We start from the raw sequence: 22,178 nt of genomic DNA, 5'->3' as shown, positions 1-22,178 counted from the left end.
TTCGGTTGCGTTTGGGTTTTTTCACGTAAACTTCCGGTTGCACCGGCCTTTTTGCCCCCAATTTGTACTCAATGGGACCGGCCGCTCAGCATGGCGTTGAGCTCGGCCTGGGTACAGTGGTAGTCCCCGTCCCCACTGCGGCGGTAAGCCCCCCGGCGGAGATTGCCCCCGATGTACACCGGCAGCTGGTCCCGCTCGGCCATGGGTACCGTGATGGCCACGATATCCCCGCCGTCCACATGGAGGATCTGGATATCCTCCTCCCGGAGGAGGTTGACGCTGACCACTGCCGGATCGTCCAGTCCGGCGATGAACTCCTCCACCATCCCCTGGGGGTCCAGCAAACCCTGCACCCGCAGGCTGTGGTCGGACAGCTCCTCCACCCCCAGCAGAATCACTCCGCCATAGGTATTGGCAAAGGCGGAGTAGGTCTCCCAAATGCTGTGGGGCAGGCCGCCGGTGGCCAGCTTGGCCTCCAGGCGGTTGTTCTCCCGATAGTGGCTGATCTGCGTGAAGTCGAACATAACGCCAGCCTCCCCTTTCGTAGTGCCTCCATTATACCGGGAAGTCCGGCCCTTGGCAAGTTAGAGAAAAACGGACCCGCTGTTTTCCAGCAGGTCCGCTTTGTCATAATACTCGGATGGCCCCCAAAATCTCCCCAATGGGACCGGCAATCACCAGATCAGCCTCTTTGTCATAAGGGGTTGGGCTTTTGTTGATGAGGGTCAGCTTGTTCCCCCGGTAGTAGCGGACCAGGCCCGCCGCCGGGTACACCGCCAGAGAGGTGCCGCCGATGATGAGCATATCTGCCCGGGAGATGGCCAGCACTGCCGCCTCGATGGTCTCCTGGTCCAAAGATTCCTCGTAGAGCACCACATCGGGCTTGATCATCCCGCCGCACACCGGGCAGTGGGGGACCCCCTCGCTCTTGGTCATAAAGTCCAGGTCATAGAACTGGCGGCACTTCATGCAGTAGTTCCGGTGGACCGAGCCGTGGAGCTCGTACACATTGACACTGCCCGCCGCCTGGTGAAGCCCGTCGATGTTCTGGGTCACCACGGCCTTCAGCTTACCCACCCGCTCCAGCTCCGCCAGCTTCAAATGAGCGGCGTTGGGCTTGGCGTTGGGGAAGAGCATCTTGTTGTGATAAAACCGGTAAAATTCCTCAGGATTTTTCTCAAAAAAGCTGTGGCTCAGAATGGTTTCCGGGGGATAGGCATACTGCTGATTGTACAGGCCGTCCACGCTGCGGAAATCGGGGATTCCGCTCTCGGTGGATACTCCGGCCCCGCCGAAAAAGACGATGTTATCGCTTTCGTTGATCCATTTCTGGAGCTGTTTGTATGTTTCCTCCATGGGACGGCCTCCTTTTATGATGTTTTCCGGTGGCGGCAGTAGGTATGGGGACAGCTGGAGCAGCCGCCGCAGTCACACCCCCGCTTGCCCTTCAGGCTCTGGTGGAACCGGTAAATGAGGTAGACTGCCGCCCAGAGAATGAGGGCGGCCACCCCGATGTAAATCAGAATTTTCAGCATATAGTTACCTCAAGAACAAAGAGCCGATCTGGTAGACCAGGAAGGAACCCAGCCAGGCGGCGCACAGCTGCCAGCCGATAGAGGCCAGAGTCCACTTCACCGAGTTCATCTCCTTACGGATGGTGGACACCGCCGCCACACAGGGGACATAGAGCAGCACGAACACCAGGAAGGAGTAGGCGGCCAGAGGGCTCTGGAAGGTGCCACCCAGAGCGGCGGCAATGGCCGCCCCGCTGGCGGTGACCGAAAAGCCGTAGAACATGCTCATGGAGGACACCACCATCTCCTTGGCGATGAGGCCGGAGAGCAGCGCCACCGCCGCCTGCCAGGTGCCGAAGCCCAGGGGCGCAAAGATGGGGGCCAGCAGGGAGCCGATGGTCCCCAGGATGGAGTACTCCTCGTTGGACACCATACAGAAGCCCCCATTCTCCACACCAAAGGTCTGGAGGAACCACAGCAGCACGCTCATGGCCAGGATCAGGGTGCCCGCCTTGATAAGGAAGCCCTTCACCTTCTCCCACACATGGAGGGCGATATTTTTCAGGGTAGGCAGGCGGTAGGGGGGCAGCTCCAGCACAAAGGCGGCGGGCTCCCCCTTGAATACCAGCTTCTTCAGCAGGATGCCGGAGAGGATGGCAAAGATCAGGCCCAGGAGATAGAGGGAGAATACCACCAGTCCGCCGTACTTGGGGAAAAAGGCGGCGGTGAGCAGGCCGTACACCGGCAGCCGGGCGGAGCAGGACATGAAGGGCACCAGCATAATGGTCATCCGCCGGTCCTTCTCATTCTCCATGGTTCGCGCCCCCATGACGGCGGGAACAGTACATCCAAAGCCCATCAGCATGGGGATAAAGGCCTTGCCGCTGAGACCAAACCGCCGCAGCAGCCGGTCCATGATAAAGGCGGCCCGGGCCATGTAGCCGGAATCCTCCAGGAAGGAGAGGAACAAAAACAAAATGGCAATCTGGGGCAGGAAGGTAAGGACGCCGCCCACACCGGCGATCACGCCGTCCACCAGCAGAGCCTCCACCCAGGGGGCGGTACCAGCGGCTGCCAGCACGCTACGGACCCCATCGGCAAAATAGCCGCCGATGAGGGTATCCACCCCGTCAGCCAGCATCTGGCCCGGCCCGAAGGTGAGGGCAAACATGGCCAGCATCATCAGCAGGAATACGGGAATGGCAAAAAATTTATGGGTGACAATGGCGTCGATCTTGTCAGACAAGGTGGGGGTACCCAGGGGACGGCCCCGCTTGACGCACCCGTCCACCACCTTCTGGATGAACTGATAGCGGGCGTCTGCAATGAGGGTTTCCCGGTCGCCCAGCTCATAGGCCCCCTCATACTCCTGACACACCCGTTCCAAATCCGCCTTTTCCTTCTGGCTCAGGCCCAAAGTCTCCTCCACCAGCTGGTCCCCCTCGATCAGCTTGATGGAGGCCCAGTGGGCGGGAATGTGGGCGGCGTAGGCCTTGTCGTGGATCAGCTCGCCCACCTTGTGGTGGATCTGGTGGGTAAAGTCGTCATACAGGTCGTCTGGCTCCACGGTGACGCCCACGTGCATCTGGTGATGGGCCACCTCCAGCAGCTTCTGGATGTTCTTGCCCGACCGGGCGGTGATGGGGATCACCGGCACACCCAGGGTCTTGGAGAGCTGGTCTACATCGATCTTGTCTCCGTGGCGCTCCACCTCGTCCATAAAGTTCAGGGCAATGACCATGGGGCGCTCCAGTTCCAGCAACTGGGCAGTCAGGTACAGGTTACGCTCGATGTTGGTGGCGTCGATGATGTCAATGATGGCGTCGGGCCGCTCCCCCACAATGAAATCCCGGGCCACGATCTCCTCCATGGAGTAGGGGGACATGGAATAAATGCCGGGCAGGTCTACGATGGTGACGGCTTTGCCGTCCACCTCCGCCCTGCCCTCCTTTTTCTCCACCGTGACACCGGGCCAGTTGCCCACATACTGGTTGGAGCCGGTGAGGGCGTTAAAGAGGGTGGTCTTTCCGCAGTTGGGGTTGCCCACCAGAGCCAGCTTCATCTCCCGGGTGTCGTGGCTGGCATAGTCGGGCACGCCGCCGTGCTCGGCGGCCTCGTGAGCGTGGTCGGCGTCCATCCGCCGTAGGGTCTCCTCGTCAGGCAGGTGCTGCACCATGCCCATGCGCTGCTTGCGGATCTGGGCCCGCCGCTCCCCCTCCTCACCGGTGGCGATGAGAATCTGGGCAGCATCTGATTTCCGCAGGGACAGCTCATAGCCCCGCAGGTTGAGCTCCACCGGGTCGCCGAAGGGAGCCACCTTGCGCACCATAACCTGGGTGCCGGGGGTGAGGCCCATGTCCACCAAACGGCGCTTCACCGGGCCCCGGTCATTGCCCACCCGCAGGATAGTGCCCCGTTCGCCGGGGCGCACCTCCTCCAGGGTCTTTTGGTTTTGTGTCTCTTGTGTCTTCATCTTATCCCATCCACTGTATTATAAGTTAATCTAATCTAATCCGAGCCCATTATACTACGGTCCCATAGAAAGACGCAAGAGACATCCCTTTTCATTTTCACCAAAATCCCACGGGTTTTTGGGCCATATACAAAAACATCGCCCAAATGAAAAGGAGCGTTGCGGTTTTTCCGCAACGCTCCTGAATGATGTGGATTACTCCTCGTGGTCGTGGTCCTCACAGCCACAGCCACAGCCGCAGTCGTCCCCGTCCTCGTCGCCGCAGCAGCAGTCGTCAGACAGGTCCAGTGCAAACTTCTGCTTGCAGTTGGGGCACTGGATCACACCCTCGTCCAGGACGGACTCATCAATGACCAGAGTCTCCCCGCAGTTGGGGCACTCAGTCTCGAAGAAATCGTCGTCGCCGCAGCAGCAGTCGTCCTCATCTTCGTCGTCCTCGTCCTCATAGACGGCCTTCTCCACGTCGGCCAGGTCGTCAGAGATGGCGTCGATCTCCTCGCCCAGAGCCACATTGTTCTCCTCCAGATCCTCCAGAGACATACCGATCTCCTCCAGGATGCCGATCATCACGGAGATGAGCTTGCCCTCCTTGGACTTCTCGGTGTCGATGTTCAGGCCCTCTGCCAGGCCCTTCAGATACGCGACCTTCTCAGAAATCGTCATAATGCGTTCTCCTTTTCTCAGTCATCGGCCTCGAAGGGCCAGTGGAATGGGAATGGTTTTGGGGTGGTTCACTGTGCGCCTGCTCCCGGATGCTCGGACGCTTAGGCCTTGCAGCGCTCCAGGTACTCGCCGGTACGGGTGTCGATCTTGATCTTGTCGCCGGGGTTGATGAACAGAGGCACCTTGATCTCGGCGCCGGTTTCCAGCGTGGCGGGCTTGGTCACGTTGGTGGCGGTGTCGCCCTTGAAGCCGGGGTCGGTCTCGCTGACCTCCAGCTCCACAAAGGTGGGGGGCTCCACGGCGAAGATCTTACCCTTGTAGGAGTTGATCTTGCACACCATGTTCTCCTTCACAAAGCGGAAGTTGTCACCCAGCAGCTCGGAGCCAATGGGCACCAGATCGTAGGTCTCGGGGTCCATGAAGTAGTACAGATCGCCGTCGTTGTAGCTGTACTCCATATCCTTGCGCTCCACATAGGCCTGCTCAAACTTGGCGGTGGGGTTGAAGGAGGTCTCGGTCACGCCGCCGGTGATGACGTTCTTCATCTTGGTGCGGACGAAAGCGGCGCCCTTGCCGGGCTTCACGTGCTGGAACTCGACGACCTGCATGACCTGGCCGTCCATCTCAAAGGTCACGCCGTTGCGGAAATCACTGGCAGAAATCGTAGGCATTGAAATTCATCCTCCAAAAGGTATTTTATATAATCAGCTAAGTCATTTTACCCTATTATTTCCCGCTTTGCAAGGGGTAGTCCCATCTTTTTAAGGGATTTTGCCATACAGCCTTCCATCTGCTCCCGGGCTCCGGCTGAAACATCCAGGCCATACAAATACTATCTCTTCCCTATTCCATTGCGTTTCAGGTATACCGAAAAGGCGATAATACCCAAAATGTAAAAACAAAGTTCGGCCATTCTAAAAATAACGTTCAGCAATGGTATCAGCATCAGCATAAGCAAGCCCCTCCCTCAAATATATGGCACCCTGCATCCAGCCGGGCAGGCTTTTTGAGCCGGTCTCAATTACAGGATAATCAGCTCTTTGGGAGATTTGGTCAGGTTCACATTGCCCTCGGCGGTGTAAATGAGCACATCCTCGATACGCACACCGAACTTGCCGGGCAGGTAGATGCCGGGCTCGGCGGAGACGGCGGCCCCTACAGGCATGGGGGTCTCGTCCCGGCTGTTGGCGTTGGGGGATTCGTGGATCTCAATGCCCACGCTGTGGCCGAAGCCGTGTCCAAAGTATGCCCCGTAACCGGCGTCCTCAATCACCTTGGCGGCGGCATTGTGGATCTCCTTGCCGGGCACGCCCGCCTTAGCGGCGGCGATGCCGGCCAGCTGGGCCTTCAGCACGGTATCGTATACCTTGCGCATCTCCTCGGTGGGCTCGCCCAAGGCGATGGTGCGGGTCATATCGGAGCAGTAGCCGCCATACTTACAGCCAAAGTCCATGGTGAGAAACTCACCCTTCTGCACCTTCTTGTCCCCGGGGATGCCGTGGGGCAGGGAACCGTTGGGGCCGGACACCACAATGGGGTCAAAGGACATCTTGTCAGCGCCCCGGCACAGCATCTCATACTGGAGCCGGGCGGCAATCTCCCGCTCGGTCATGCCGGGCTGAATGAATTTCAGGATGGCATCAAAGGCCTGGTCGGTGATCTCCTGGGCCTTCTTCATCAGGGCGATCTCCTCGTCGTCCTTGGCCGCCCGCAGGTTGTTCACCAGGCTCTGGGCAGGGACCAGCTCGCAGGGCAGCTTGCTGTACTGGTTATAGGAGGCTACGGTCATATAGCCGTCCTCAAAGCCCAGCTTGCCAATGCCCAGTTCCTCCACCGCCTGCTGGGCCAGGGTCATGAAGTTCTTGTTCCGGTCGGTCATGGTGATAGCGGCGCCGGTGACCTGCTTGCCTGCCGCTTCGATATACCGGGAGTCGGTAAAATAGCGGCTCTCCCCCTTGGTCACGATGACCATACCCTCACCGTGAAAGCCGATGGCATAAAATTCGCCGGGCTCGCTGGTGATGAGCATGGCGTCCAGCTTGTATTCGTCCAGCTTGGCCGCGATTTGATTGAGATGATTCATTTGAAAGACTTCCTTTCTGGTATAAGTGGCACAGCCGTCCTAAATGACGGCCCTATAACGCATTTTGATAGAGGCGCTTCATGACCAGCGCATCCTCTGCCTGAGTCCCCGCACTTTCACAGATGAAAGTCGGGCTCCAGCCCCGGCGGGCCACCTCCGCCATAAGGGGGGCCGGGTCGGGCCCAAAGTCCTCCTGGTCAAAGGTCAGGTGCATCTTCTCGCCCCCGTTGGGGGTAAACTGGATTTTGGAAAAATGGCTGTGGAAATGGCTGGCCCGCTCCTCCCCCAGCACTTCCTGAATCCGGTCCAGCATCCGGACGCAGGCTTCTTGTCCCTCCAGCTCCCCCAGGGAGCGGGCGTACAGGTGGCCGAAATCCACGCAGGGGGTGAGCCGCTCGTCCAGGGTACACAGCTCCAGCACCTCGTCCAGATCCCCCAGCTGGTTGATCTTGCCCATCGTCTCGGGACAGAGGGTAATATGACCAAAGCCCGCCCTGTCGCAGGCCTCCACCACCGCCCGCATGGAGTTTAAGGCGATGTCCTGAGCCTCCCGGCGGGTGCGCTTCATCAGGGCGCCGGAGTGGATGACCACCCGAGTGGCCCCCATCCAGTCCGCCGCCTGGCAGGCGGAGGTGATATAGCCGATGGTCTTTTGCAGGCTGTCCGGGTCGGGGTTGGCCAGATTGATGAAGTAGGGGGCGTGGAGGGACAGGGCGATACCCGCCTCTCTGGCCGCCGCCCCGATCTTCCGGGCGGTGGCCTCCCCTACGTTGACCCCTTTGCCGCACTGGTACTCGTAGCAGTCCAGCCCCAGCTCCGCCAGCCAGCGGGGGGCGTCCGCCGAGGACTTATAGGGAAAGGACTCTGCGTTGCCCGCAGGGCCAAAAATCGCGCTCATAGTGGTTTTGCTCTCCTTTTTGTCAGGGCACGGAAGGGCCACTCCACGGCGTACCGCAGGTAGCGCCCCGGATTGCCCGCCAATCGGATGGGCTCCACCAACAGGGTGGTCACCCCCGCCCGGCTGCCGCCCAAAATATCGGTAAAAATCTGGTCCCCCACAATAGCGGTCTGCTCCGGAGTACAGCCCATCCGCTCCATGGCCTTGAAAAAGGACCCCGGCTTAGGCTTGCCCGCATGGCCGATGAAGGGGACCCCCAGAGCCGTTGAAAACCGCTCCGGCCGCTGGGGATGCCGGTTATTGGACAGCACAAACAGGGTCACCCCCTGCGCCTTCAGCGCCGCCGTCCACGCCCGTACCGGCTCGGTGGGCTCCGGTATACCGTAGGGCACCAGGGTATTGTCCAGGTCGGCCAGCAGCAGGCGGATGCCCCGCCGGGCCAGGGCCGCCGGGTCGATGTCGTAAATGCTCTTCCCCGCCCAGTGGGCCGTCAGTGAAAGAGGCATGGCATCACCTCGTCTATTTGCAGTGTGGTCCGCATAGAATTATACACGCTTCTTACAACTTGGACAAGGGGGTAGCTGATATGCAGCCGAATTCCACACTGATCCTCACCGCACCGCCCGCCCACAGCCGGGCGGCCCTGCGGTTCGGCCTTCCCATGGCCCACGCGGCCTATCGGGTGGGGGGCGGGCCCCACCTGTTCCGTGCCAATATGCCCATATCTGTCCGGGGAGGCCTGATGGCTCTGGACTGCGTGGGCTTTGATGGACGGGGTGAGGCCGGTCCCTTCTGCCAGGAGGTGCTGCGGGAGTGTTCTGCCCGGGGCTATGACGGTATTTTATGCGACTTTGAGGGCCGCCCCCTCCCCCTGCTGGCCGACATTGTTCACACTTTGGCCGGGTTGACCCAAAAGCGGGGGTGGCCCCTTTTTGTACCCGAGGCTTACGGCGGCTATGCTCCCAGCGCCAAGGTGCTCATCTCCTCCGCCCTCTCCGGCGGCTCCCTGGCCCAACGGCTGCGGGATGCCACAGAGACCTACGGCGCCGGGCGGGTGGTGCTGGCGGTGGAGCGGGTGGCAGAGGATTTCTATCTCCCCTCCCCCACCGGCCAGGGGCATCCCCTCACCCGGACCGAGCTGGCCCAGATGATGGAAGAGCGCAATCCCTCGGTCTTCTTTTCCAGTGAGCTGTGCGCCCACTACTTTACCTACATGTCAAAGGAAAACGGCGCTCACTTCGTTCTCTTTGACGATGCCGGCTCCATCCGAAAAAAGCTCCATGTGGCCAACAGCCTGGGGATCCGCCAGGCGGTGCTGTCCTATCCTCAGGTAGAGGATTTGCTGGAGGATATTTTGAACCGGCAGTAGCCAAAAATACAACAAACCCCCGCGCCAAATTAGATTGGCGCGGGGGTTTATAAGTTTTAATAATACTTCTTGCGGTTCTTGCGGGCGGCCTCAGACTTCTTGCGGCGCTTGACGCTCGGGCTCTCATAGTGCTCACGCTTGCGAACCTCGGCCAGAACACCAGACTTGGCACAGCTGCGCTTGAAACGCTTCAGCGCGTTCTCCAAGGACTCGCCGTCCTTCACATGGACTTCCGACATTGACTTCCCCTCCCTCCGAAGCGGCGGGGTTCCACCGCCAAAGGGCCACACATAGATATGGCTTTAACAGAATCATTGTATGCTATCCCCGCGCAAATGTCAAGAGCAGATTTTTCTTTCTTGTTCGTCCTGCCCGGCGAGGATTATTTTGCGATGAGGTTAACCAGCTTATTGGGTACCAAAATGGTCTTAACCAGATTTTTACCCTCGGTGAACTTCTGCACCTTGGGGTCGGCCAGGGCGGCGGCCACCACGGCAGCCTCGTCGCTGTCCACAGGCACGGTAATGGTGGAGCGCAGCTTGCCGCACACCTGAACAGCCATCTGCACCTCGGCGGCCACGGTCTTGCTCTCATCATAGGCCGGCCAGGCCTGCTGGCAGGCCATACCGGCGGCATTGAAGCCCAAGGTCTCCCACAGCTCCTCACACATGTGGGGTGCGAAGGGGGAGAGCATCAGCAGCAGGGTCTTGTAATCCCCCTTGGAGCAGCCGTTGGCATAGAAGTCGTTGACCAGCGCCATCAGGGCGGCAATGGCGGTGTTGAACTTCATGGCCTCGATATCATCGGCCACCTTCTTGATGGTCTTGTGGATGGCGCTCTCGTTGGCGGGGGTATACTCCAGGCTGTCGGTCAGGTTCTCAGACAGGTTCCACACCCGGTCCAGGAAGCGCTTGCAGCCCTTGACGGCATTGTCGCTCCAGGAGGCGGCCTTCTCAAAGTCGCCGATGAACATGATATAGGTGCGCATGGTATCGGCGCCATACTGGGCCACCACGTCGTTGGGGTTGACCACGTTGCCCCGGCTCTTGGACATCTTCTCGCCGCCCTCGCCCAGGATCATGCCGTGGGAGGTACGCTTCTGGTAGGGCTCCTTGGTGGGCACCACGCCGATGTCGTAGAGGAATTTGTGCCAGAACCGGCTGTACAGCAGGTGGAGGGTGGTGTGCTCCATGCCGCCGTTGTACCAGTCCACCGGGGACCAGTAATCCAGCGCCTCCTTGGAGGCCAGGGCCTCACTGTTGTGGGGGTCCATATAGCGCAGGAAATACCAGCTGGAGCCGGCCCACTGGGGCATGGTGTCGGTCTCCCGCTTGGCGGGGCCGCCGCAGTGGGGGCAGGTGGTGTTCACCCAGTCGGTCATCTTGGAGATGGGGGACTCACCGTCGTCGGTGGGCTCATAGGAATCCACATCGGGGAGCAGCAGCGGCAGCTGGTCCTCGCTGATGGGCTGCCAGCCGCACTTTTCGCAATACACCATGGGGATGGGCTCGCCCCAGTAGCGCTGGCGGGAGAACACCCAGTCCCGGAGCTTGTAGTTGACCTTGGCCTCGCCGATGCCCTTTTCCTCCAGCCACTTGGTAATGACGGGGATGGCGTCCTTGACGGTCAGGCCGTCGAGGAAGTCGGAGTTAACCAGGATACCGGTCTCGTCCTTGGCGGTGAAGGCGGCCTTCTGCACGTCCTCGCCGCCGGAGACCACCTCTATGATCTCACAGCCGAACTTTTTGGCAAACTCCCAGTCGCGATCGTCGTGGGCGGGCACGGCCATAATAGCGCCGGTGCCGTAGGTGGCCAGTACATAGTCGGAGATGAAGATGGGGATCTCCTTGCCGTTCACCGGGTTGATACCCTTCACGCCATCCAGGCACACGCCGGTCTTTTCCTTGTTGAGCTCAGTGCGCTCCAGGTCGGACTTGGAGGCGGCGGCGGCCTGGTAGGCCTTGACCGCGTCGGCGTTATTCAGCTTGCCGCTCTCCAGCCAGCCCTTTACCAGAGCGTGCTCGGGGGAGAGCACCATATAGGTGGCGCCAAACAGCGTATCGGGCCGGGTGGTGAACACCACGATATCCTCGCCGGTAGTGGCCTTGAAGGTAACCTCGGCGCCGGTGGAGCGGCCGATCCAGTTTTTCTGCTGGGTCTTGACCCGCTCGATGAAATCCAGGTCGTCCAGATCGTCAATGAGCCGCTGGGCGTACTCGGTGATCTTGAGCATCCACTGGGATTTCTCCTTGCGGACCACAGGGGCACCGCAGCGCTCACACACGCCCTCCACCACTTCCTCGTTGGCCAGCACGCACTTACAGGAGGTACACCAGTTCACAGGCATGGTGGTCTTATAGGCCAGCCCCTTTTTCCACAGCTGGAGGAAAATCCACTGGGTCCACTTGTAGTAGGCGGGGTCGGTGGTGTTGATGACCCGGTCCCAGTCAAAGGAGTAACCCAGCATGTGGAGCTGCTTGGTGAAGTTTTCGATGTTGTCGTGGGTCACCTTGGCGGGGTGGATGTGGTTCTTGATGGCGTAGTTCTCGGTGGGCAGGCCGAAGGCGTCATAGCCCATGGGGAACAGCACGTTGTAGCCATCCATCCGGCGCTTGCGGGCCACCACGTCCATGGCGGTGTAGGGCCGGGTGTGACCCACATGCAGGCCCTGACCGGAGGGATAGGGGAACTCTACCAGGGCGTAGAACTTGGGCTTCTCACTGTGGTTTTCGCAGCGGAAGGTCTTTTCCTCCGCCCATTTTTTCTGCCACTTGGGCTCAATGGCAGCGAAATCGTATTTCATTGACTGCACTTCCTTGTATCGTATCCTGGCGGCGGCTGCCGCCTCCATAATCCAGAATATTATACTTGAAACCCGACTCTAATGCAAGAAAAACCATAGAGTCCCGCCGCGACATACGGCGGGACTCTATGGTTTTATGGTAATTCCTCCAGCCAATAGCCCTGTCCGGCGTTTTCCCCCTTCAGAGGGATATACCACTGTCCCAGAGCCAGGCCAGCTACCTCCCCCGGCTCCACAGGCTCGTCATATTCCCAGCAGGTCAGCCGGGTATCCCCCATGCTGCCGCCGCCCCCATGGGGCAAAGTCAGCCGCCTGCCGTCTTTACAGAAAACAGTCAGCGGGAATGCATCAATGGTATTCCAGCCGCCGGTTCGGATGGAAACGCCCAGGGCGGACAGATCCGCCTGAAGCAGCGGTGTATTAGAAACCGCACCGGTCAGCGGGATACTTCTGACCGACAGCTGTTCCACCGTAAAATCAATGCGCCATTCATACTCGATAGCCAACTCTCCCGGCGGCGCCAGGACGACAGCCATCAGCTCCATCCGGTCCCCGATTGGCGTTGGGAATCCCCACGTTGTGAACTCCAGAAGCGCGGTCTCGCTCTCTGCCTCATATCCCACCCATTCCACTCCGGCGGTTATGGAGCCAGCACCTTCCTCTCCCTCTTCACGTGGGATGAGTATCCCATCCACATACAGCGGATCACGGACCGGTTCCCCGTTCAGATTCCGCAGTTCAGCGTAGACCTTGAGCATGGAGCCGCCATTCAGTGCAGATACCACCCGAAGCTCCATCCCATTAGATACATCTGTGCCCTCTACCGGCTGGGCATACTCTGCATATCCCCCAAGAGCTCCCTTCAGCACCTGCCGCAGGGTGGGTGACAGAGCAAAGGCCGATACCATCAGCACACCGCACGCCACTGCCGCCGCCAGCACAGTCCGCCCTACTCTGCGGGTCCGCCTTCTTGGACCGGGCTGACGGTCAAATTGGGCCGCCATGGCCTCCACCAGCTGGGCCCGAAAGGCCTTGTCCGGCTCTACCTGGTCCATCCAGGTCTGATAATTCTGTTTCAGCATGGCGTTTCCCCCTCTTGTAAGTCCTCCCGCAACATGGCCCGCGCCCGGCTCAGGCGGGTACGGATGGTCCCCTCCCGTTTGCCCAGCACCTTGGCAATCTCCCCGGTACTCAAGTCCTCGTAGTAATAGAGATGCACCACCACTCGGTATTCCTCCGGCAACGCCAGGATGGACGCCAGCATCCCGTCTTCCACTGTCGGCTCAGGCGAGGCCATCTGTTCCGCCTCCTCCAGAGGTACCGACCTTCTGCGCCAAGGGGAGCGATGCAAATCCACCGCACAGTTGGCGGCCACCCGCAGCAGCCAAGCCTTGCAGTGTTCCCCGTCCCGGAAGGCTGGCGCCGTCCGCACCAGCTGCAGGAATGTCTCCTGGGTGATGTCCTCTGCATCCTCCCGGTTCCCAGTCCTGGCATAGGCCAGCCGGTACACCGCCATACTGTATTGCTCCACCAGCCGGGCCGCCTCTTCCCGGTCCATAATATCTCCCCCTCTCACGGTTCTATCAAATACACGTTTTTGCAGAACAAAATGTTACAGCTCCTGCAATTATATTGATAAACAATAAAAATACATTGACAAACAATCTACCACGTGGTACAGTGGAGCCAAAGGAGGGATCGCTATGGAGCGAACCGTGGTGCAAAAACTGGCTTATATCTTAAAAATTCTGGTGACCATTACCTTCGTGTGCAATTTACTAGCCCTGCTGCTGGTGCCCGGCATGGTGGGCATGGTCGTCAATGGGCCGCTGCTGGCGCTGGAGGACACCGGCGTTCCTCTGCCGTTGCTTTTTCTGGCGGTATGCTGGCAATATTTGTGGCGCGTCTGGCGGGAGGGAAGCTATGCGATCATGCTCACCCTCTTTTTACTGCTGTGCGGGGTATGTACCGCTATCATCCTTTGGCAGGGGCGTAAGGTGCTGGCTACCATCCTGAAGGGTACCCCCTTCTGTCTGGAAAACGGGGGCAGCCTCCGCCGGGCCGCTGTCTGCTGCTTCGCCATCGCCCTGTTCGCCCTGATCCGGGTGCTGTGGGGGGTATGGTTCTTCCAGTCTCCCCTGCCGCTGGCCAGCTACTGCGCCTTGTTTGTCCCCCTGTTCTTCCTGGGCGGGCTGCTCTGTCTGGTCATGTCCGCTCTCTTCCGCCAGGCGGCGGAGCTGAAAGCGGAAAATGACCTGACCATCTGAGGAGGTGTTCCCATGCCCATCGTTGTGAATCTGGACGTGATGATGGCCAAGCGGAAAATGAGCCTGAATGAGCTGTCCGCCAAGGTGGATATCACCCTGGCCAACCTGTCTATTCTGAAAAACAACCACGCCCGGGCGGTGCGCTTTACCACTCTGGAGGCCATCTGTAAGGCTCTGGACTGCCAGCCCGGGGATATTTTGGAATATGTGCCGGAGGAGGAGTGAGCCATGGCGGTACTGGTAGCTATGATTCTGTTGGGAGCCCTTGGCCTGGGGCTGCTGTCCTGGGGGCTTGGCATTGCCGCTGTGGGTCTGCGGAGCGGACGGCTCAGTGTGTGCAGTCTGGCCTGCTGTGCCCTGGCTCTGCTGCTGGCCCTCTCCTACTTTTACGGCGGAGTACGATATGAGGATTGGAGCGCCTTGATGGACACCTCCGAAGCCATGCTGCGCTGTGGCGTGATCCTGACGGCGGTCAGTCTGCTCCTGAACGGCATCGCTCTGCCGCGTTGGAGCCGGGGAGGGAGCGCATGAAGGCCCGGCTTGGTTGATCCTGCTGCCCCTGCCCCTGCTCCTGCTGTCTGCCTGCGGCGGCGGGAGCGATTCGCCGGACTACGCCGCCCGGCAGTTGGACCTGGACCTGCCCCAATGCCAGAGCTTTACCGCTGCCGACAGCCACGGCGGCTTTCACGGGGACGGTCTGCTCCAGATGGAGCTGGTCTTTTCCCCAAAAAACGGTGAAACGGTAGCGGAGGAGATATCCAGCCACTCCAGCGGCTGCTGGAACGCCTTCCCCATGGACCAAGAGATGGCGGATTATCTTTGGAACAGCGGGGCCGGAATGGCAGGCTGGCCAGTACCGGAGGAGGGCTGGTGGTATCTGCTGGACCGACAGACCGACGGCGAAGGCAGTATGTTTGACCGTCCCTCCCACAATTATACCTTCGCCTGCTACGACTCAGATACCAATACCCTCTACTACCTGGAATTGGACACCTGAAACAGCCGGGGACCCGCTGATACCAGCGGGTCCCCGGCTGTTTTGCTCATGCTGTCTCGCATAGGGCGGCCAGCCCCATGTGATCCACAACTTCCTGAATCTCCTCCAGGGTCAGCCCGGCGCCGTGCATGGTCCAGCACATATGGCCGGAAGAAAGGTCGGCCCAGAACTGCTGCTGGCCGCTTTCGGTGGTCTCCATGGTAATGGCAACCGTTACACCGTCCTGTGTCTCATAGTTGACTCCCTCACCCAGGACATACTGGTCCTGCATCTCATGCTGGAAAAACCAGCTGCACTCCATAGTAAAGGAGGCCCCATCCGCCCGTTCATAGCCGCCGATAAAGGACTGGTAGACCAGGGCGTCCTGCTCCAGATCGGTCTCGGTATGGTACATGCAGCTGTCCGGCATGGTATCATAGTGCTCCTCCAGCCAGCTCACGTCCCAGCTGGGTACCGTCCACAGCCCATTGAGATCAGAAAGCTTATCCGCCCGGTAGAGCTCTGCCCGGAAGGAACCCTCCCTGTTCTCAACAGCAAAGGCCCGCATATCGGTCCAGCCGTCGCGCTCCGTTCCCTGCCGCTCCTCCACCAGCGTACCCCCAGCGTAGTCATCCCACATCCGCCGGTTTTCCTCGGCCAAGCCGTCCGGGTCGTAGTCTCCGCCCAGATAGACGGTATAACCATTCACACCGGCGGCATTTGCCGCCTCCAGCAAGTCCTTTTCCTCGCTGAAAAAGTGGACTCTGCTCTGAGAAAGGGCAATGCCCGCCGCCCCCGCAGCAGTCACCAAAGCGCACAGGACCGCCGCGGCCAGAAGGGTGCGTCCCACACGACGGACAGACCTGCCTCCTATCATTGGATGCTGTTTCTCCTGGTCCATCCGCTCCATCACCTCCCGCAGCTGCTCCTGTGTGGGGCCTATCTGCTCCACTTCCACACGATATCTGTCTTCAAAATTGGATTCAAACATGTTCCCGTCCTCCTTCCAGCTCCAGCCGCAGCATCCCTCGTGCCCGGAACAGCCGGGTTTTGATGACGCTCTCGCTCTTGCCCAAAATCTCCCCGATCTCCCCCACGCTGAGCCCCTCGTAGTAGTAGAGATGCACCGGCAGCCGGTACTTGGCCGGCAAAGCCAGCACTGCCTCCAGCACGCCCCCCTCCTCCGGCTGGGCCGGGGCTTCCATCCCCTCGCTGAGGGGCTGGGCCTGCCGCCAGGGGGAGCGGAACACATCGTTGACACAGTTGGCCGCCACCCGCAGCAGCCAGGCCTTGCAGTGGGTCTCACTGGCAAAGTCCGGTCCCGCCCGCACCAGGCGGAGAAAAGTCTCCTGCATTACGTCCTGGGCGTCGGCATGGCTGCCCGTCCGGGCGTAGGCCAGCCGGTAGATGGAACTGCCGTAGCGGTTCACGATGCGCTCCAGTTCCTCATGATCCAAGGCGTTCGCCTCCTTTCCTTTCGTTCTGCCCTATATACGGACCAGCGGGGGCTTCGGTTACAAAATGGCGCAAAAAATTAGGACCTGCTCTGGGCAGGTCCTGCTGTTTAATCGTAGGTATGGGTGCAGATCTCCCTGATCTTGGCCTGGAGGGTTTTCAAATCCACAAAGCTCTCCGGCCGTTTGGATGGGTCCCGCAGCAGGGCGGAGGGATGGAACATAGCCATCATCCACACCCCTGCCTTCTCCATCCACTGACCATGCTCCCGGGTGATCTTGAAGTCGCCCTTCATCAGCCGAATGGCGGCGATCCGCCCCAGACAGACGATGATCTTGGGCCGAATCAGGGCCACCTGGTTGCGCAGGTAGCCGATACAGGCCTCCTGCTCCACATTCAGCGGGTCCCGGTTGCCCGGCGGACGGCACTTGACCATGTTGCCGATAAACACCTTCTCCCGGCGCAGGTCGATCATATCCAGCATATCGTCCAGCAGCTGCCCCGCCCGGCCCACAAAGGGGCGGCCGGTCAGGTCCTCCTGCTCGCCGGGACCTTCGCCGATGAACATGACCTCCGCGTCTCTGGCCCCCTCGCCAAAGACCACGTTATGCCGGGTATCCGCCAGACCGCACCTACGGCACTCCATGCAGTCGGCATAGAGCTCCTCCCAATTTTTCATCCGGCGCTCCCCCTTTCTTCGACATTTTTCTCATTGTACCACACCTGAACCCCCATTGCATAGGACAGATTTTGTTAAAATTCACAGTTGCTTTTCCAGAAGAAAGCGCATATACTACGCCCATAAAGGCTGCGATAAAGACCGCCCCCCGCGAGAGCCGCCAGAGAATCCGGGTCACCGACTGAGAGCCCGGTCCGGCAGGATGGGATGGCGCAACACTTTTGAGCCGGCGTTCCGAGCCCCGTCTGGGAGGTAGGTCTGCCCGTCACGCTCGCGTTAAGAGTTCCAAGTGGCTCCATCAATGGTGATGGGGCAACTACGGGTGGTACCGCGGAGTTGATTCCGTCCCGAAGTCGAATTTGACGACTTCGGGACTTTTTTTATTCTTTTTCCCATACCTCCCCCTCTTCCGCCCTTTTCGCGGCCCTTTGAACCGCGCCCAAAGCGCAAAATAGAAACGAAAGGTTGTGAACGGTATGATGTTCCTGACAAAACAAATCGACAAAGCGGTGGAGGGCCGGAACAATCAGCCGGTCACCCTTCACGGCGCAGTCCACGCCCTGCGGGACATGGGCGGCATCACCTTTGTCACTCTGCGCACCCGGACCGGCCTGGTCCAGTGCGTGTGCACCCAGAAAGCCGCCCTGGACGGGGCTACCGAGGAGTGCGCCGTCACCGCTGCCGGTATCTGGCGGGCCGACCCCCGGGCCCCTGGCGGCATGGAGCTAACTGACGCCCAACTGACGGTACTCTCCCGTCCCGCCGCCCCCCTGCCGGTGCCCCTGTCCAAGAAAAAGCTGGACCTGAACCTGGATACCGAGCTGTCCCTGCGTCCGGTGGTGCTCCGCTCCCCCCGGGAACGGGCGGTGTTCCGCATCCAGGCCGCCATTGGCCGGGCGTTCCGGGACTACCTCCAGGGGGAAGGCTTTACCGAAATCCACACCCCCAAGATCGTCCACGCCGGGGCGGAGGGCGGCTCCAACATCTTCCGGCTGGACTACTTTGGCAAAAAGGCCTTTCTGGCCCAGTCCCCCCAGTTTTACAAGCAGACTATGGTGGGGGCCTTTGAGCGGGTGTACGAGGTGGCCCCGGTATTCCGGGCGGAGAAGCACGCCACCCAGCGCCACCTGAACGAGTACACCTCCCTGGACTTCGAGATGGGCTATCTCCAGTCCTTCACCGAGATCATGGAGATGGAGCAGGGCTTCCTACAGCACCTGATGGACCTGCTGAAGGCGGAGTATACCGCAGAGCTGGACCTGCTGGGGGTGGAGCTGCCCGACGCATCCAAAATCCCCGCCGTCCGGTTCGACGAGATCAAAAAGCTGGCGGCGGACAAATACGGCTACCAGATTCGGGACCCCTTTGACCTGGAGCCGGAGGAAGAGCACGCCATCGGCAAGTATGCCAAGGAGGAGTGGGGCAGCGACTTTGTATTCGTCACCCACTATCCCAGCAAAAAGCGCCCCTTCTATGCCATGGATGACCCGATAGACCCCCGCTTTACCCTGTCCTTCGACCTGCTGTTCCGGGGACTGGAGGTGACCACCGGCGGCCAGCGCATCCACGACTACGCCGCCCAGGTGGCCAAGATGGAAGCCCGGGACATGGACCCGGCAGAGTTTGAAAGCTATTTGATGATCCACAAACACGGTATGCCACCCCACGGCGGTCTTGGCATCGGCCTGGAGCGGCTGACCATGCAGCTGTGTGGGCTGGACAACGTGCGGCGGGCTTGTCTCTTCCCCAGAGACCGCACCCGGCTGGAGCCCTAAGGAGGATTGAACATGAAAATCACCGAAGATATGGTCGACTATATTTCCCAGCTCTCCCGGCTCCAGCTGCCGGCAGAGGAAAAAACCGCCATGACGGCGGAGCTGGAGCGCATTGTGGCCTATATGGACGTGCTCAACCGTCTGGATACCGCCGGCGTGGAGCCGCTGAGCCACATTTTCCCCCTGAAAAACGTACTGCGGGCCGACGAGGTAACGCCGTCCTATGACCGGGCGGCCCTGCTGGCCGGGTCCCCCGCCGGAGACAGGGAGACCTTCCTGGTCCCCAAAGCGGTAGAGTGAGGTGAAGCACATGGAACTGCACAAACTGACCGCCCTGGAGCTGGCTCAAAAGCTCCGCACCGGCGAGGTGACCCAGCAGGAGGCGGTGGACACTGCCCTCTCCCGCATCCACACCGCTCAGCCCGACAACAACGCCTTTGTAACGGTGGACGGCCCCGCCTTCCCGGCGGCCGACCTGTCCGCCTCTCCTCTGGCCGGGGTGCCCATGGCCTACAAGGACAACATCTGCACCAAGGGGGTGCCCACCACCTGCGCCTCCAAGATTTTAGAGGGCTTCGTGCCCTGCTACGACGCCACAGTGGTGGAGCGGCTGTCCGCTGCCGGGGCGGTGAGCCTGGGCAAGCTGAACATGGACGAGTTCGCCATGGGCTCCACCTCGGAGACCTCCTATGCCGGGCCGGTGAAAAACCCCTGGGATCTGACCCGGGCGGCAGGCGGCTCCTCCGGCGGCGCGGCGGCGGCAGTGGCAGCCGGTGAGGTGTGGTACGCCATCGGCTCGGACACCGGCGGCTCCATCCGCCAGCCCGCCGCCTACTGCGGGGTCACCGGCATGAAGCCCACCTACGGCACCGTGTCCCGGTACGGCCTCATTGCCTACGCCTCCTCTCTGGACCAGATGGGCCCCATTGCCCGGTCGGCCGCCGACTGCGCGGCGGTGCTGGATGTGATCCAGGGCAAAGACCCCCGGGACGGCACCAGCCTGGACGCCCCTGCCGGAGGACTGCTGGCCTCCCTCACCGGGAACCTGAAGGGCAAGAAGATTGGCCTGCCCATCGACTGCTTCGGCGAGGGCCTGGACCCCGAAGTGCGCGCCGCCGTGCTGGCCGCCGCCGAGGTCCTCAAGGCCTGTGGGGCCACGGTGGAGGAATTTGCCCTGCCGGTGATGGAGTACGTGGTGCCTACCTATTATATCATCGCCGCCGCTGAGGCCTCCTCCAACCTATCCCGGTTCGATGGGGTAAAGTACGGCTGGCGGGCGGAAAGCTATGAGACCCTGGGAGACCTGTACACCATGACCCGCACCCAGGGCTTCGGCACCGAGGTGAAGCGGCGCATTCTACTGGGCACCTTTGTGCTCTCCTCCGGCTACTACGACGCCTATTATAAAAAGGCCCTCCAGGTGAAGGCGGTTATCAAGAAGGCCTTTGACGAGGCTTTTACCAAATATGATCTTCTGCTCACCCCGGTGGCCCCTACCACCGCCCCCAAGCTGGGGGAGAGCCTCAGTGACCCGCTGAAGATGTACCTCAGCGACATCTATACCGTGTCGGTGAACCTGGCGGGTCTGCCCGCCCTGTCCATGCCCTGCGGCTTCGACGGCAAGGGGATGCCCATCGGAGCCCAGCTCATCGGCCCTCCGCTGGGGGACGGCATGGTACTCAACGGGGCCCACGCCTTCCAGCAGGAAACCGACTGGCACAAGAAAGCACCCAAAGGAGGCGACGCCCAATGACCTGGGAAACTGTGATTGGCCTGGAGACCCATGTGGAGCTGGCCACCAAAACCAAGATTTTCTGTTCCTGCACCACCCAGTTCGGCGGGGACCCCAACACTCACTGCTGCCCGGTGTGTACCGGTATGCCGGGCACCCTGCCGGTGCTCAACGAAAAGGTGCTGGAGTTTGCGGTAAAGGCCGGGCTGGCCCTGAACTGTGAGATCAGCCGCCGCAGCCAGTTTGACCGGAAGAACTACTTTTATCCCGACCTGCCCAAGGCCTATCAGATCTCCCAGCTCTACCTGCCCATCTGCCACGACGGGGCGGTGGACATCGGCGGCGGCAAGACCATCCGCATCCACGAGCTGCACATGGAAGAGGACGCAGGCAAGCTGGTCCACGATCCCTGGCTGGACCAGACCCGGGCGGACTACAACCGCTGTGGCGTGCCCCTTATTGAGATCGTCACCGAGCCCGACTTCCGCTCGGCGGAGGAGGTCATCTCCTACCTGGAAAAGTTGCGCTCCACCCTGCAATACCTGGGGGTATCCGACTGCAAAATGCAGGAGGGCTCCCTGCGGTGCGACGTGAACCTGTCGGTGCGCCCGGCTGGCTCCGAGGAATTCGGCACCCGCACCGAGATGAAGAACCTGAACTCCTTCAAGGCCATCTCCCGGGCCATCGCCTACGAGGCCCGGCGGCAGATCGAGCTGCTGGAGGAGGGCAAGCGGGTGGTCCAGGAGACCCGACGCTGGGACGAGAACAAAGATGCCACCTATGCCATGCGCTCCAAGGAGAACGCCCAGGATTACCGCTACTTCCCCGAGCCGGATATCCCCCCTCTGGAGCTGTCGGAGGAGTATATCGACGGGCTGCGGGCAGCCCAGCCCGAGCTGGCGGAGGCCAAGCGGGCGCGCTACCAGGCCGACTGGGGTCTGCCCGCCTATGACGCTGAGATGCTCACCTCTCAGAAGGCCCTGGCCGACTTCTTTGAAGAAGTGGTTGCCCTGGGAACCGATCCCAAGCAGGCCTCCAACTGGATCATGGGGCAGGTGCTGGGCCAGCTGTCTACCCACGGTCTGGAGGCCAAGGACATGGCCCTGACGCCTCCCACCCTGGCCCGACTCATCGCCCTGGTCCAGGAAGGCAAGCTCAACCGCAACACGGCGGTCAAGGTCTTTGAGGCAGTCTTTGCCGACGACGGGGACGTGGACGCCTACGTCAAGGAGCACGGCCTGGAGCAGGTGTCCGACGCCGGACTGGTGGAGCAGGTAGTGGAGCAGGTACTGGCCGCCAACGAGAAATCGGTAGCCGATTTCAAGGCCGGTAAGGAAAAGGCCTTTGGCTTTCTGGTGGGTCAGGTCATGCGCCAGCTGAAGGGCCAGGCCGCCCCAGCGGTGGTGAACCAGGTGCTGCGGGAAAAACTGTCAAAGTAACCCATACCAACGGATTGTCCCTTCCTACCTTTATTGATAGGAAAAACGGATG

At 60.7% G+C, this 22,178-nt stretch carries 25 protein-coding genes; 9 read left to right on the top strand and 16 right to left on the bottom strand.

Translation table 11 applies throughout. The features are described from left to right. Positions 1-68: 68 nt before the first annotated feature. The 9 genes from Q0J75_RS00220 to Q0J75_RS00180 all read right to left on the bottom strand — a co-directional run bounded on the left by Q0J75_RS00220 (position 69) and on the right by Q0J75_RS00180 (position 8,137). Positions 69-524, bottom strand: a complete 456-nt coding sequence (locus tag Q0J75_RS00220) for an AlbA family DNA-binding domain-containing protein (RefSeq protein WP_297195769.1) — start codon at positions 522-524, stop codon at positions 69-71. A 103-nt stretch (positions 525-627) separates the two neighbouring features. Next, positions 628-1,356: an NAD-dependent protein deacylase gene (locus Q0J75_RS00215; RefSeq protein ID WP_297195768.1), complete on the bottom strand. Its 729-nt coding sequence runs from the start codon at positions 1,354-1,356 to the stop codon at positions 628-630. 14 nt (positions 1,357-1,370) lie between these two features. Further along, entirely contained in the window at positions 1,371-1,535 is a 165-nt protein-coding gene (locus Q0J75_RS00210; protein ID WP_297195767.1) for a FeoB-associated Cys-rich membrane protein, read from the bottom strand. Between the two features lie 4 nt (positions 1,536-1,539). Continuing rightward, positions 1,540-3,987, bottom strand: a complete 2,448-nt coding sequence (gene feoB, locus Q0J75_RS00205; RefSeq protein ID WP_297195766.1) for a ferrous iron transport protein B — start codon at positions 3,985-3,987, stop codon at positions 1,540-1,542. A gap of 195 nt (positions 3,988-4,182) precedes the next feature. Beyond that, the gene (locus Q0J75_RS00200; RefSeq protein WP_297195765.1) at positions 4,183-4,650 is read right to left on the bottom strand and encodes a CD1247 N-terminal domain-containing protein; all 468 of its coding nucleotides are present in this window, start codon (positions 4,648-4,650) and stop codon (positions 4,183-4,185) included. Between the two features lie 101 nt (positions 4,651-4,751). After that, complete coding sequence (efp, locus tag Q0J75_RS00195; protein WP_087335698.1) at positions 4,752-5,321, bottom strand: elongation factor P; 570 nt, start codon at positions 5,319-5,321, stop codon at positions 4,752-4,754. Between the two features lie 350 nt (positions 5,322-5,671). Next, a complete protein-coding gene (locus tag Q0J75_RS00190) occupies positions 5,672-6,733 on the bottom strand; it encodes a M24 family metallopeptidase (protein ID WP_297195764.1) in 1,062 nt (353 codons plus the stop codon). A gap of 52 nt (positions 6,734-6,785) precedes the next feature. Further along, positions 6,786-7,631 carry a TIM barrel protein gene (locus Q0J75_RS00185; protein WP_297195763.1) on the bottom strand — a complete coding sequence of 282 codons (846 nt, stop codon included), beginning with the start codon at positions 7,629-7,631 and terminating at the stop codon, positions 6,786-6,788. Then, positions 7,628-8,137 (bottom strand): YqeG family HAD IIIA-type phosphatase, encoded by a 510-nt coding sequence (locus tag Q0J75_RS00180; protein ID WP_297195762.1) that lies wholly within the window; start codon positions 8,135-8,137, stop codon positions 7,628-7,630. Before Q0J75_RS00180 ends, Q0J75_RS00185 begins: the two co-directional genes overlap by 4 nt. A gap of 80 nt (positions 8,138-8,217) precedes the next feature. Here Q0J75_RS00180 and Q0J75_RS00175 point away from each other — a divergent pair, with 80 nt between their 5' ends. Continuing rightward, positions 8,218-9,000, top strand: a complete 783-nt coding sequence (locus Q0J75_RS00175; protein WP_297195761.1) for a hypothetical protein — start codon at positions 8,218-8,220, stop codon at positions 8,998-9,000. Positions 9,001-9,056: 56 nt separating this feature from the next. Here Q0J75_RS00175 and rpsU read toward each other — a convergent pair whose 3' ends face one another. The 4 genes from rpsU to Q0J75_RS00155 form a co-directional block, all read right to left on the bottom strand. Beyond that, positions 9,057-9,239, bottom strand: coding sequence for a 30S ribosomal protein S21 (gene rpsU, locus Q0J75_RS00170; RefSeq protein WP_009259223.1), 183 nt, complete (start codon positions 9,237-9,239; stop codon positions 9,057-9,059). A 143-nt stretch (positions 9,240-9,382) separates the two neighbouring features. Continuing rightward, positions 9,383-11,803, bottom strand: a complete 2,421-nt coding sequence (leuS, locus tag Q0J75_RS00165) for a leucine--tRNA ligase (protein WP_297195760.1) — start codon at positions 11,801-11,803, stop codon at positions 9,383-9,385. 134 nt (positions 11,804-11,937) lie between these two features. Further along, positions 11,938-12,885: a hypothetical protein gene (locus Q0J75_RS00160; protein ID WP_297195759.1), complete on the bottom strand. Its 948-nt coding sequence runs from the start codon at positions 12,883-12,885 to the stop codon at positions 11,938-11,940. Beyond that, positions 12,879-13,361, bottom strand: a complete 483-nt coding sequence (locus Q0J75_RS00155; protein WP_297195758.1) for an RNA polymerase sigma factor — start codon at positions 13,359-13,361, stop codon at positions 12,879-12,881. Before Q0J75_RS00155 ends, Q0J75_RS00160 begins: the two co-directional genes overlap by 7 nt. Before the next feature lie 145 nt (positions 13,362-13,506). Here Q0J75_RS00155 and Q0J75_RS00150 point away from each other — a divergent pair, with 145 nt between their 5' ends. Genes Q0J75_RS00150 through Q0J75_RS00135 form a run of 4 tightly spaced genes read left to right on the top strand, consistent with a single transcriptional unit; the run spans position 13,507 to position 15,067 of the window. Then, positions 13,507-14,070 (top strand): DUF2975 domain-containing protein, encoded by a 564-nt coding sequence (locus Q0J75_RS00150; RefSeq protein ID WP_297195757.1) that lies wholly within the window; start codon positions 13,507-13,509, stop codon positions 14,068-14,070. Between the two features lie 12 nt (positions 14,071-14,082). Further along, positions 14,083-14,295, top strand: coding sequence for a helix-turn-helix domain-containing protein (locus Q0J75_RS00145; RefSeq protein WP_297195756.1), 213 nt, complete (start codon positions 14,083-14,085; stop codon positions 14,293-14,295). 3 nt (positions 14,296-14,298) lie between these two features. Then, positions 14,299-14,601 carry a hypothetical protein gene (locus tag Q0J75_RS00140; protein WP_297195755.1) on the top strand — a complete coding sequence of 101 codons (303 nt, stop codon included), beginning with the start codon at positions 14,299-14,301 and terminating at the stop codon, positions 14,599-14,601. 13 nt (positions 14,602-14,614) lie between these two features. Further along, positions 14,615-15,067 carry a hypothetical protein gene (locus Q0J75_RS00135; protein ID WP_297195754.1) on the top strand — a complete coding sequence of 151 codons (453 nt, stop codon included), beginning with the start codon at positions 14,615-14,617 and terminating at the stop codon, positions 15,065-15,067. A gap of 46 nt (positions 15,068-15,113) precedes the next feature. Here the strand turns inward: Q0J75_RS00135 and Q0J75_RS00130 are convergent, their stop codons facing one another. From Q0J75_RS00130 to Q0J75_RS00120, 3 genes are all read right to left on the bottom strand, one after another. Next, positions 15,114-16,037: a hypothetical protein gene (locus Q0J75_RS00130; RefSeq protein ID WP_297195753.1), complete on the bottom strand. Its 924-nt coding sequence runs from the start codon at positions 16,035-16,037 to the stop codon at positions 15,114-15,116. Next, positions 16,030-16,503: an RNA polymerase sigma factor gene (locus Q0J75_RS00125; protein WP_297195752.1), complete on the bottom strand. Its 474-nt coding sequence runs from the start codon at positions 16,501-16,503 to the stop codon at positions 16,030-16,032. The genes Q0J75_RS00130 and Q0J75_RS00125 overlap by 8 nt, the downstream gene beginning before the upstream one ends. A gap of 107 nt (positions 16,504-16,610) precedes the next feature. Then, positions 16,611-17,180: a uracil-DNA glycosylase gene (locus Q0J75_RS00120; protein ID WP_297195751.1), complete on the bottom strand. Its 570-nt coding sequence runs from the start codon at positions 17,178-17,180 to the stop codon at positions 16,611-16,613. A 476-nt stretch (positions 17,181-17,656) separates the two neighbouring features. Between Q0J75_RS00120 and aspS the strand changes: the two genes are divergently transcribed. Genes aspS through gatB form a run of 4 tightly spaced genes read left to right on the top strand, consistent with a single transcriptional unit; the run spans position 17,657 to position 22,126 of the window. Beyond that, positions 17,657-18,955, top strand: a complete 1,299-nt coding sequence (gene aspS / locus Q0J75_RS00115) for an aspartate--tRNA(Asn) ligase (protein WP_297195750.1) — start codon at positions 17,657-17,659, stop codon at positions 18,953-18,955. A 12-nt stretch (positions 18,956-18,967) separates the two neighbouring features. Next, complete coding sequence (gatC, locus tag Q0J75_RS00110) at positions 18,968-19,255, top strand: Asp-tRNA(Asn)/Glu-tRNA(Gln) amidotransferase subunit GatC (protein ID WP_297195749.1); 288 nt, start codon at positions 18,968-18,970, stop codon at positions 19,253-19,255. A 10-nt stretch (positions 19,256-19,265) separates the two neighbouring features. Then, on the top strand, positions 19,266-20,708 hold the full coding sequence (gene gatA, locus Q0J75_RS00105; RefSeq protein WP_297195748.1) for an Asp-tRNA(Asn)/Glu-tRNA(Gln) amidotransferase subunit GatA: 1,443 nt from the start codon (positions 19,266-19,268) through the stop codon (positions 20,706-20,708). Then, positions 20,705-22,126: an Asp-tRNA(Asn)/Glu-tRNA(Gln) amidotransferase subunit GatB gene (gatB, locus tag Q0J75_RS00100; RefSeq protein WP_297195747.1), complete on the top strand. Its 1,422-nt coding sequence runs from the start codon at positions 20,705-20,707 to the stop codon at positions 22,124-22,126. Before gatA ends, gatB begins: the two co-directional genes overlap by 4 nt. The last annotated feature ends 52 nt before the right edge of the window (positions 22,127-22,178 follow it).

The sequence above is a fragment of the uncultured Flavonifractor sp. genome, assembly GCF_944385615.1.
GTDB lineage: Bacteria > Bacillota > Clostridia > Oscillospirales > Oscillospiraceae > Flavonifractor.
Note: the sequence above shows the minus strand (reverse complement) of the source record. Positions and strands in the feature narration are given on the sequence as shown.

Excerpts from the sequence above, each read along its gene's own strand:
- Q0J75_RS00220 (WP_297195769.1), bottom strand. The coding sequence starts at position 524 with ATGTTCGACTTCACGCAGATCAGCCACTATCGGGAGAACAACCGCCTG.
- Q0J75_RS00215 (WP_297195768.1), bottom strand. The coding sequence starts at position 1,356 with ATGGAGGAAACATACAAACAGCTCCAGAAATGGATCAACGAAAGCGAT.
- Q0J75_RS00210 (WP_297195767.1), bottom strand. The coding sequence starts at position 1,535 with ATGCTGAAAATTCTGATTTACATCGGGGTGGCCGCCCTCATTCTCTGG.
- feoB (WP_297195766.1), bottom strand. The coding sequence starts at position 3,987 with ATGAAGACACAAGAGACACAAAACCAAAAGACCCTGGAGGAGGTGCGC.
- Q0J75_RS00200 (WP_297195765.1), bottom strand. The coding sequence starts at position 4,650 with ATGACGATTTCTGAGAAGGTCGCGTATCTGAAGGGCCTGGCAGAGGGC.
- efp (WP_087335698.1), bottom strand. The coding sequence starts at position 5,321 with ATGCCTACGATTTCTGCCAGTGATTTCCGCAACGGCGTGACCTTTGAG.
- Q0J75_RS00190 (WP_297195764.1), bottom strand. The coding sequence starts at position 6,733 with ATGAATCATCTCAATCAAATCGCGGCCAAGCTGGACGAATACAAGCTG.
- Q0J75_RS00185 (WP_297195763.1), bottom strand. The coding sequence starts at position 7,631 with ATGAGCGCGATTTTTGGCCCTGCGGGCAACGCAGAGTCCTTTCCCTAT.
- Q0J75_RS00180 (WP_297195762.1), bottom strand. The coding sequence starts at position 8,137 with ATGCCTCTTTCACTGACGGCCCACTGGGCGGGGAAGAGCATTTACGAC.
- Q0J75_RS00175 (WP_297195761.1), top strand. The coding sequence starts at position 8,218 with ATGCAGCCGAATTCCACACTGATCCTCACCGCACCGCCCGCCCACAGC.
- rpsU (WP_009259223.1), bottom strand. The coding sequence starts at position 9,239 with ATGTCGGAAGTCCATGTGAAGGACGGCGAGTCCTTGGAGAACGCGCTG.
- leuS (WP_297195760.1), bottom strand. The coding sequence starts at position 11,803 with ATGAAATACGATTTCGCTGCCATTGAGCCCAAGTGGCAGAAAAAATGG.
- Q0J75_RS00160 (WP_297195759.1), bottom strand. The coding sequence starts at position 12,885 with ATGCTGAAACAGAATTATCAGACCTGGATGGACCAGGTAGAGCCGGAC.
- Q0J75_RS00155 (WP_297195758.1), bottom strand. The coding sequence starts at position 13,361 with ATGGACCGGGAAGAGGCGGCCCGGCTGGTGGAGCAATACAGTATGGCG.
- Q0J75_RS00150 (WP_297195757.1), top strand. The coding sequence starts at position 13,507 with ATGGAGCGAACCGTGGTGCAAAAACTGGCTTATATCTTAAAAATTCTG.
- Q0J75_RS00145 (WP_297195756.1), top strand. The coding sequence starts at position 14,083 with ATGCCCATCGTTGTGAATCTGGACGTGATGATGGCCAAGCGGAAAATG.
- Q0J75_RS00140 (WP_297195755.1), top strand. The coding sequence starts at position 14,299 with ATGGCGGTACTGGTAGCTATGATTCTGTTGGGAGCCCTTGGCCTGGGG.
- Q0J75_RS00130 (WP_297195753.1), bottom strand. The coding sequence starts at position 16,037 with ATGTTTGAATCCAATTTTGAAGACAGATATCGTGTGGAAGTGGAGCAG.
- Q0J75_RS00120 (WP_297195751.1), bottom strand. The coding sequence starts at position 17,180 with ATGAAAAATTGGGAGGAGCTCTATGCCGACTGCATGGAGTGCCGTAGG.
- aspS (WP_297195750.1), top strand. The coding sequence starts at position 17,657 with ATGATGTTCCTGACAAAACAAATCGACAAAGCGGTGGAGGGCCGGAAC.
- gatC (WP_297195749.1), top strand. The coding sequence starts at position 18,968 with ATGAAAATCACCGAAGATATGGTCGACTATATTTCCCAGCTCTCCCGG.
- gatA (WP_297195748.1), top strand. The coding sequence starts at position 19,266 with ATGGAACTGCACAAACTGACCGCCCTGGAGCTGGCTCAAAAGCTCCGC.
- gatB (WP_297195747.1), top strand. The coding sequence starts at position 20,705 with ATGACCTGGGAAACTGTGATTGGCCTGGAGACCCATGTGGAGCTGGCC.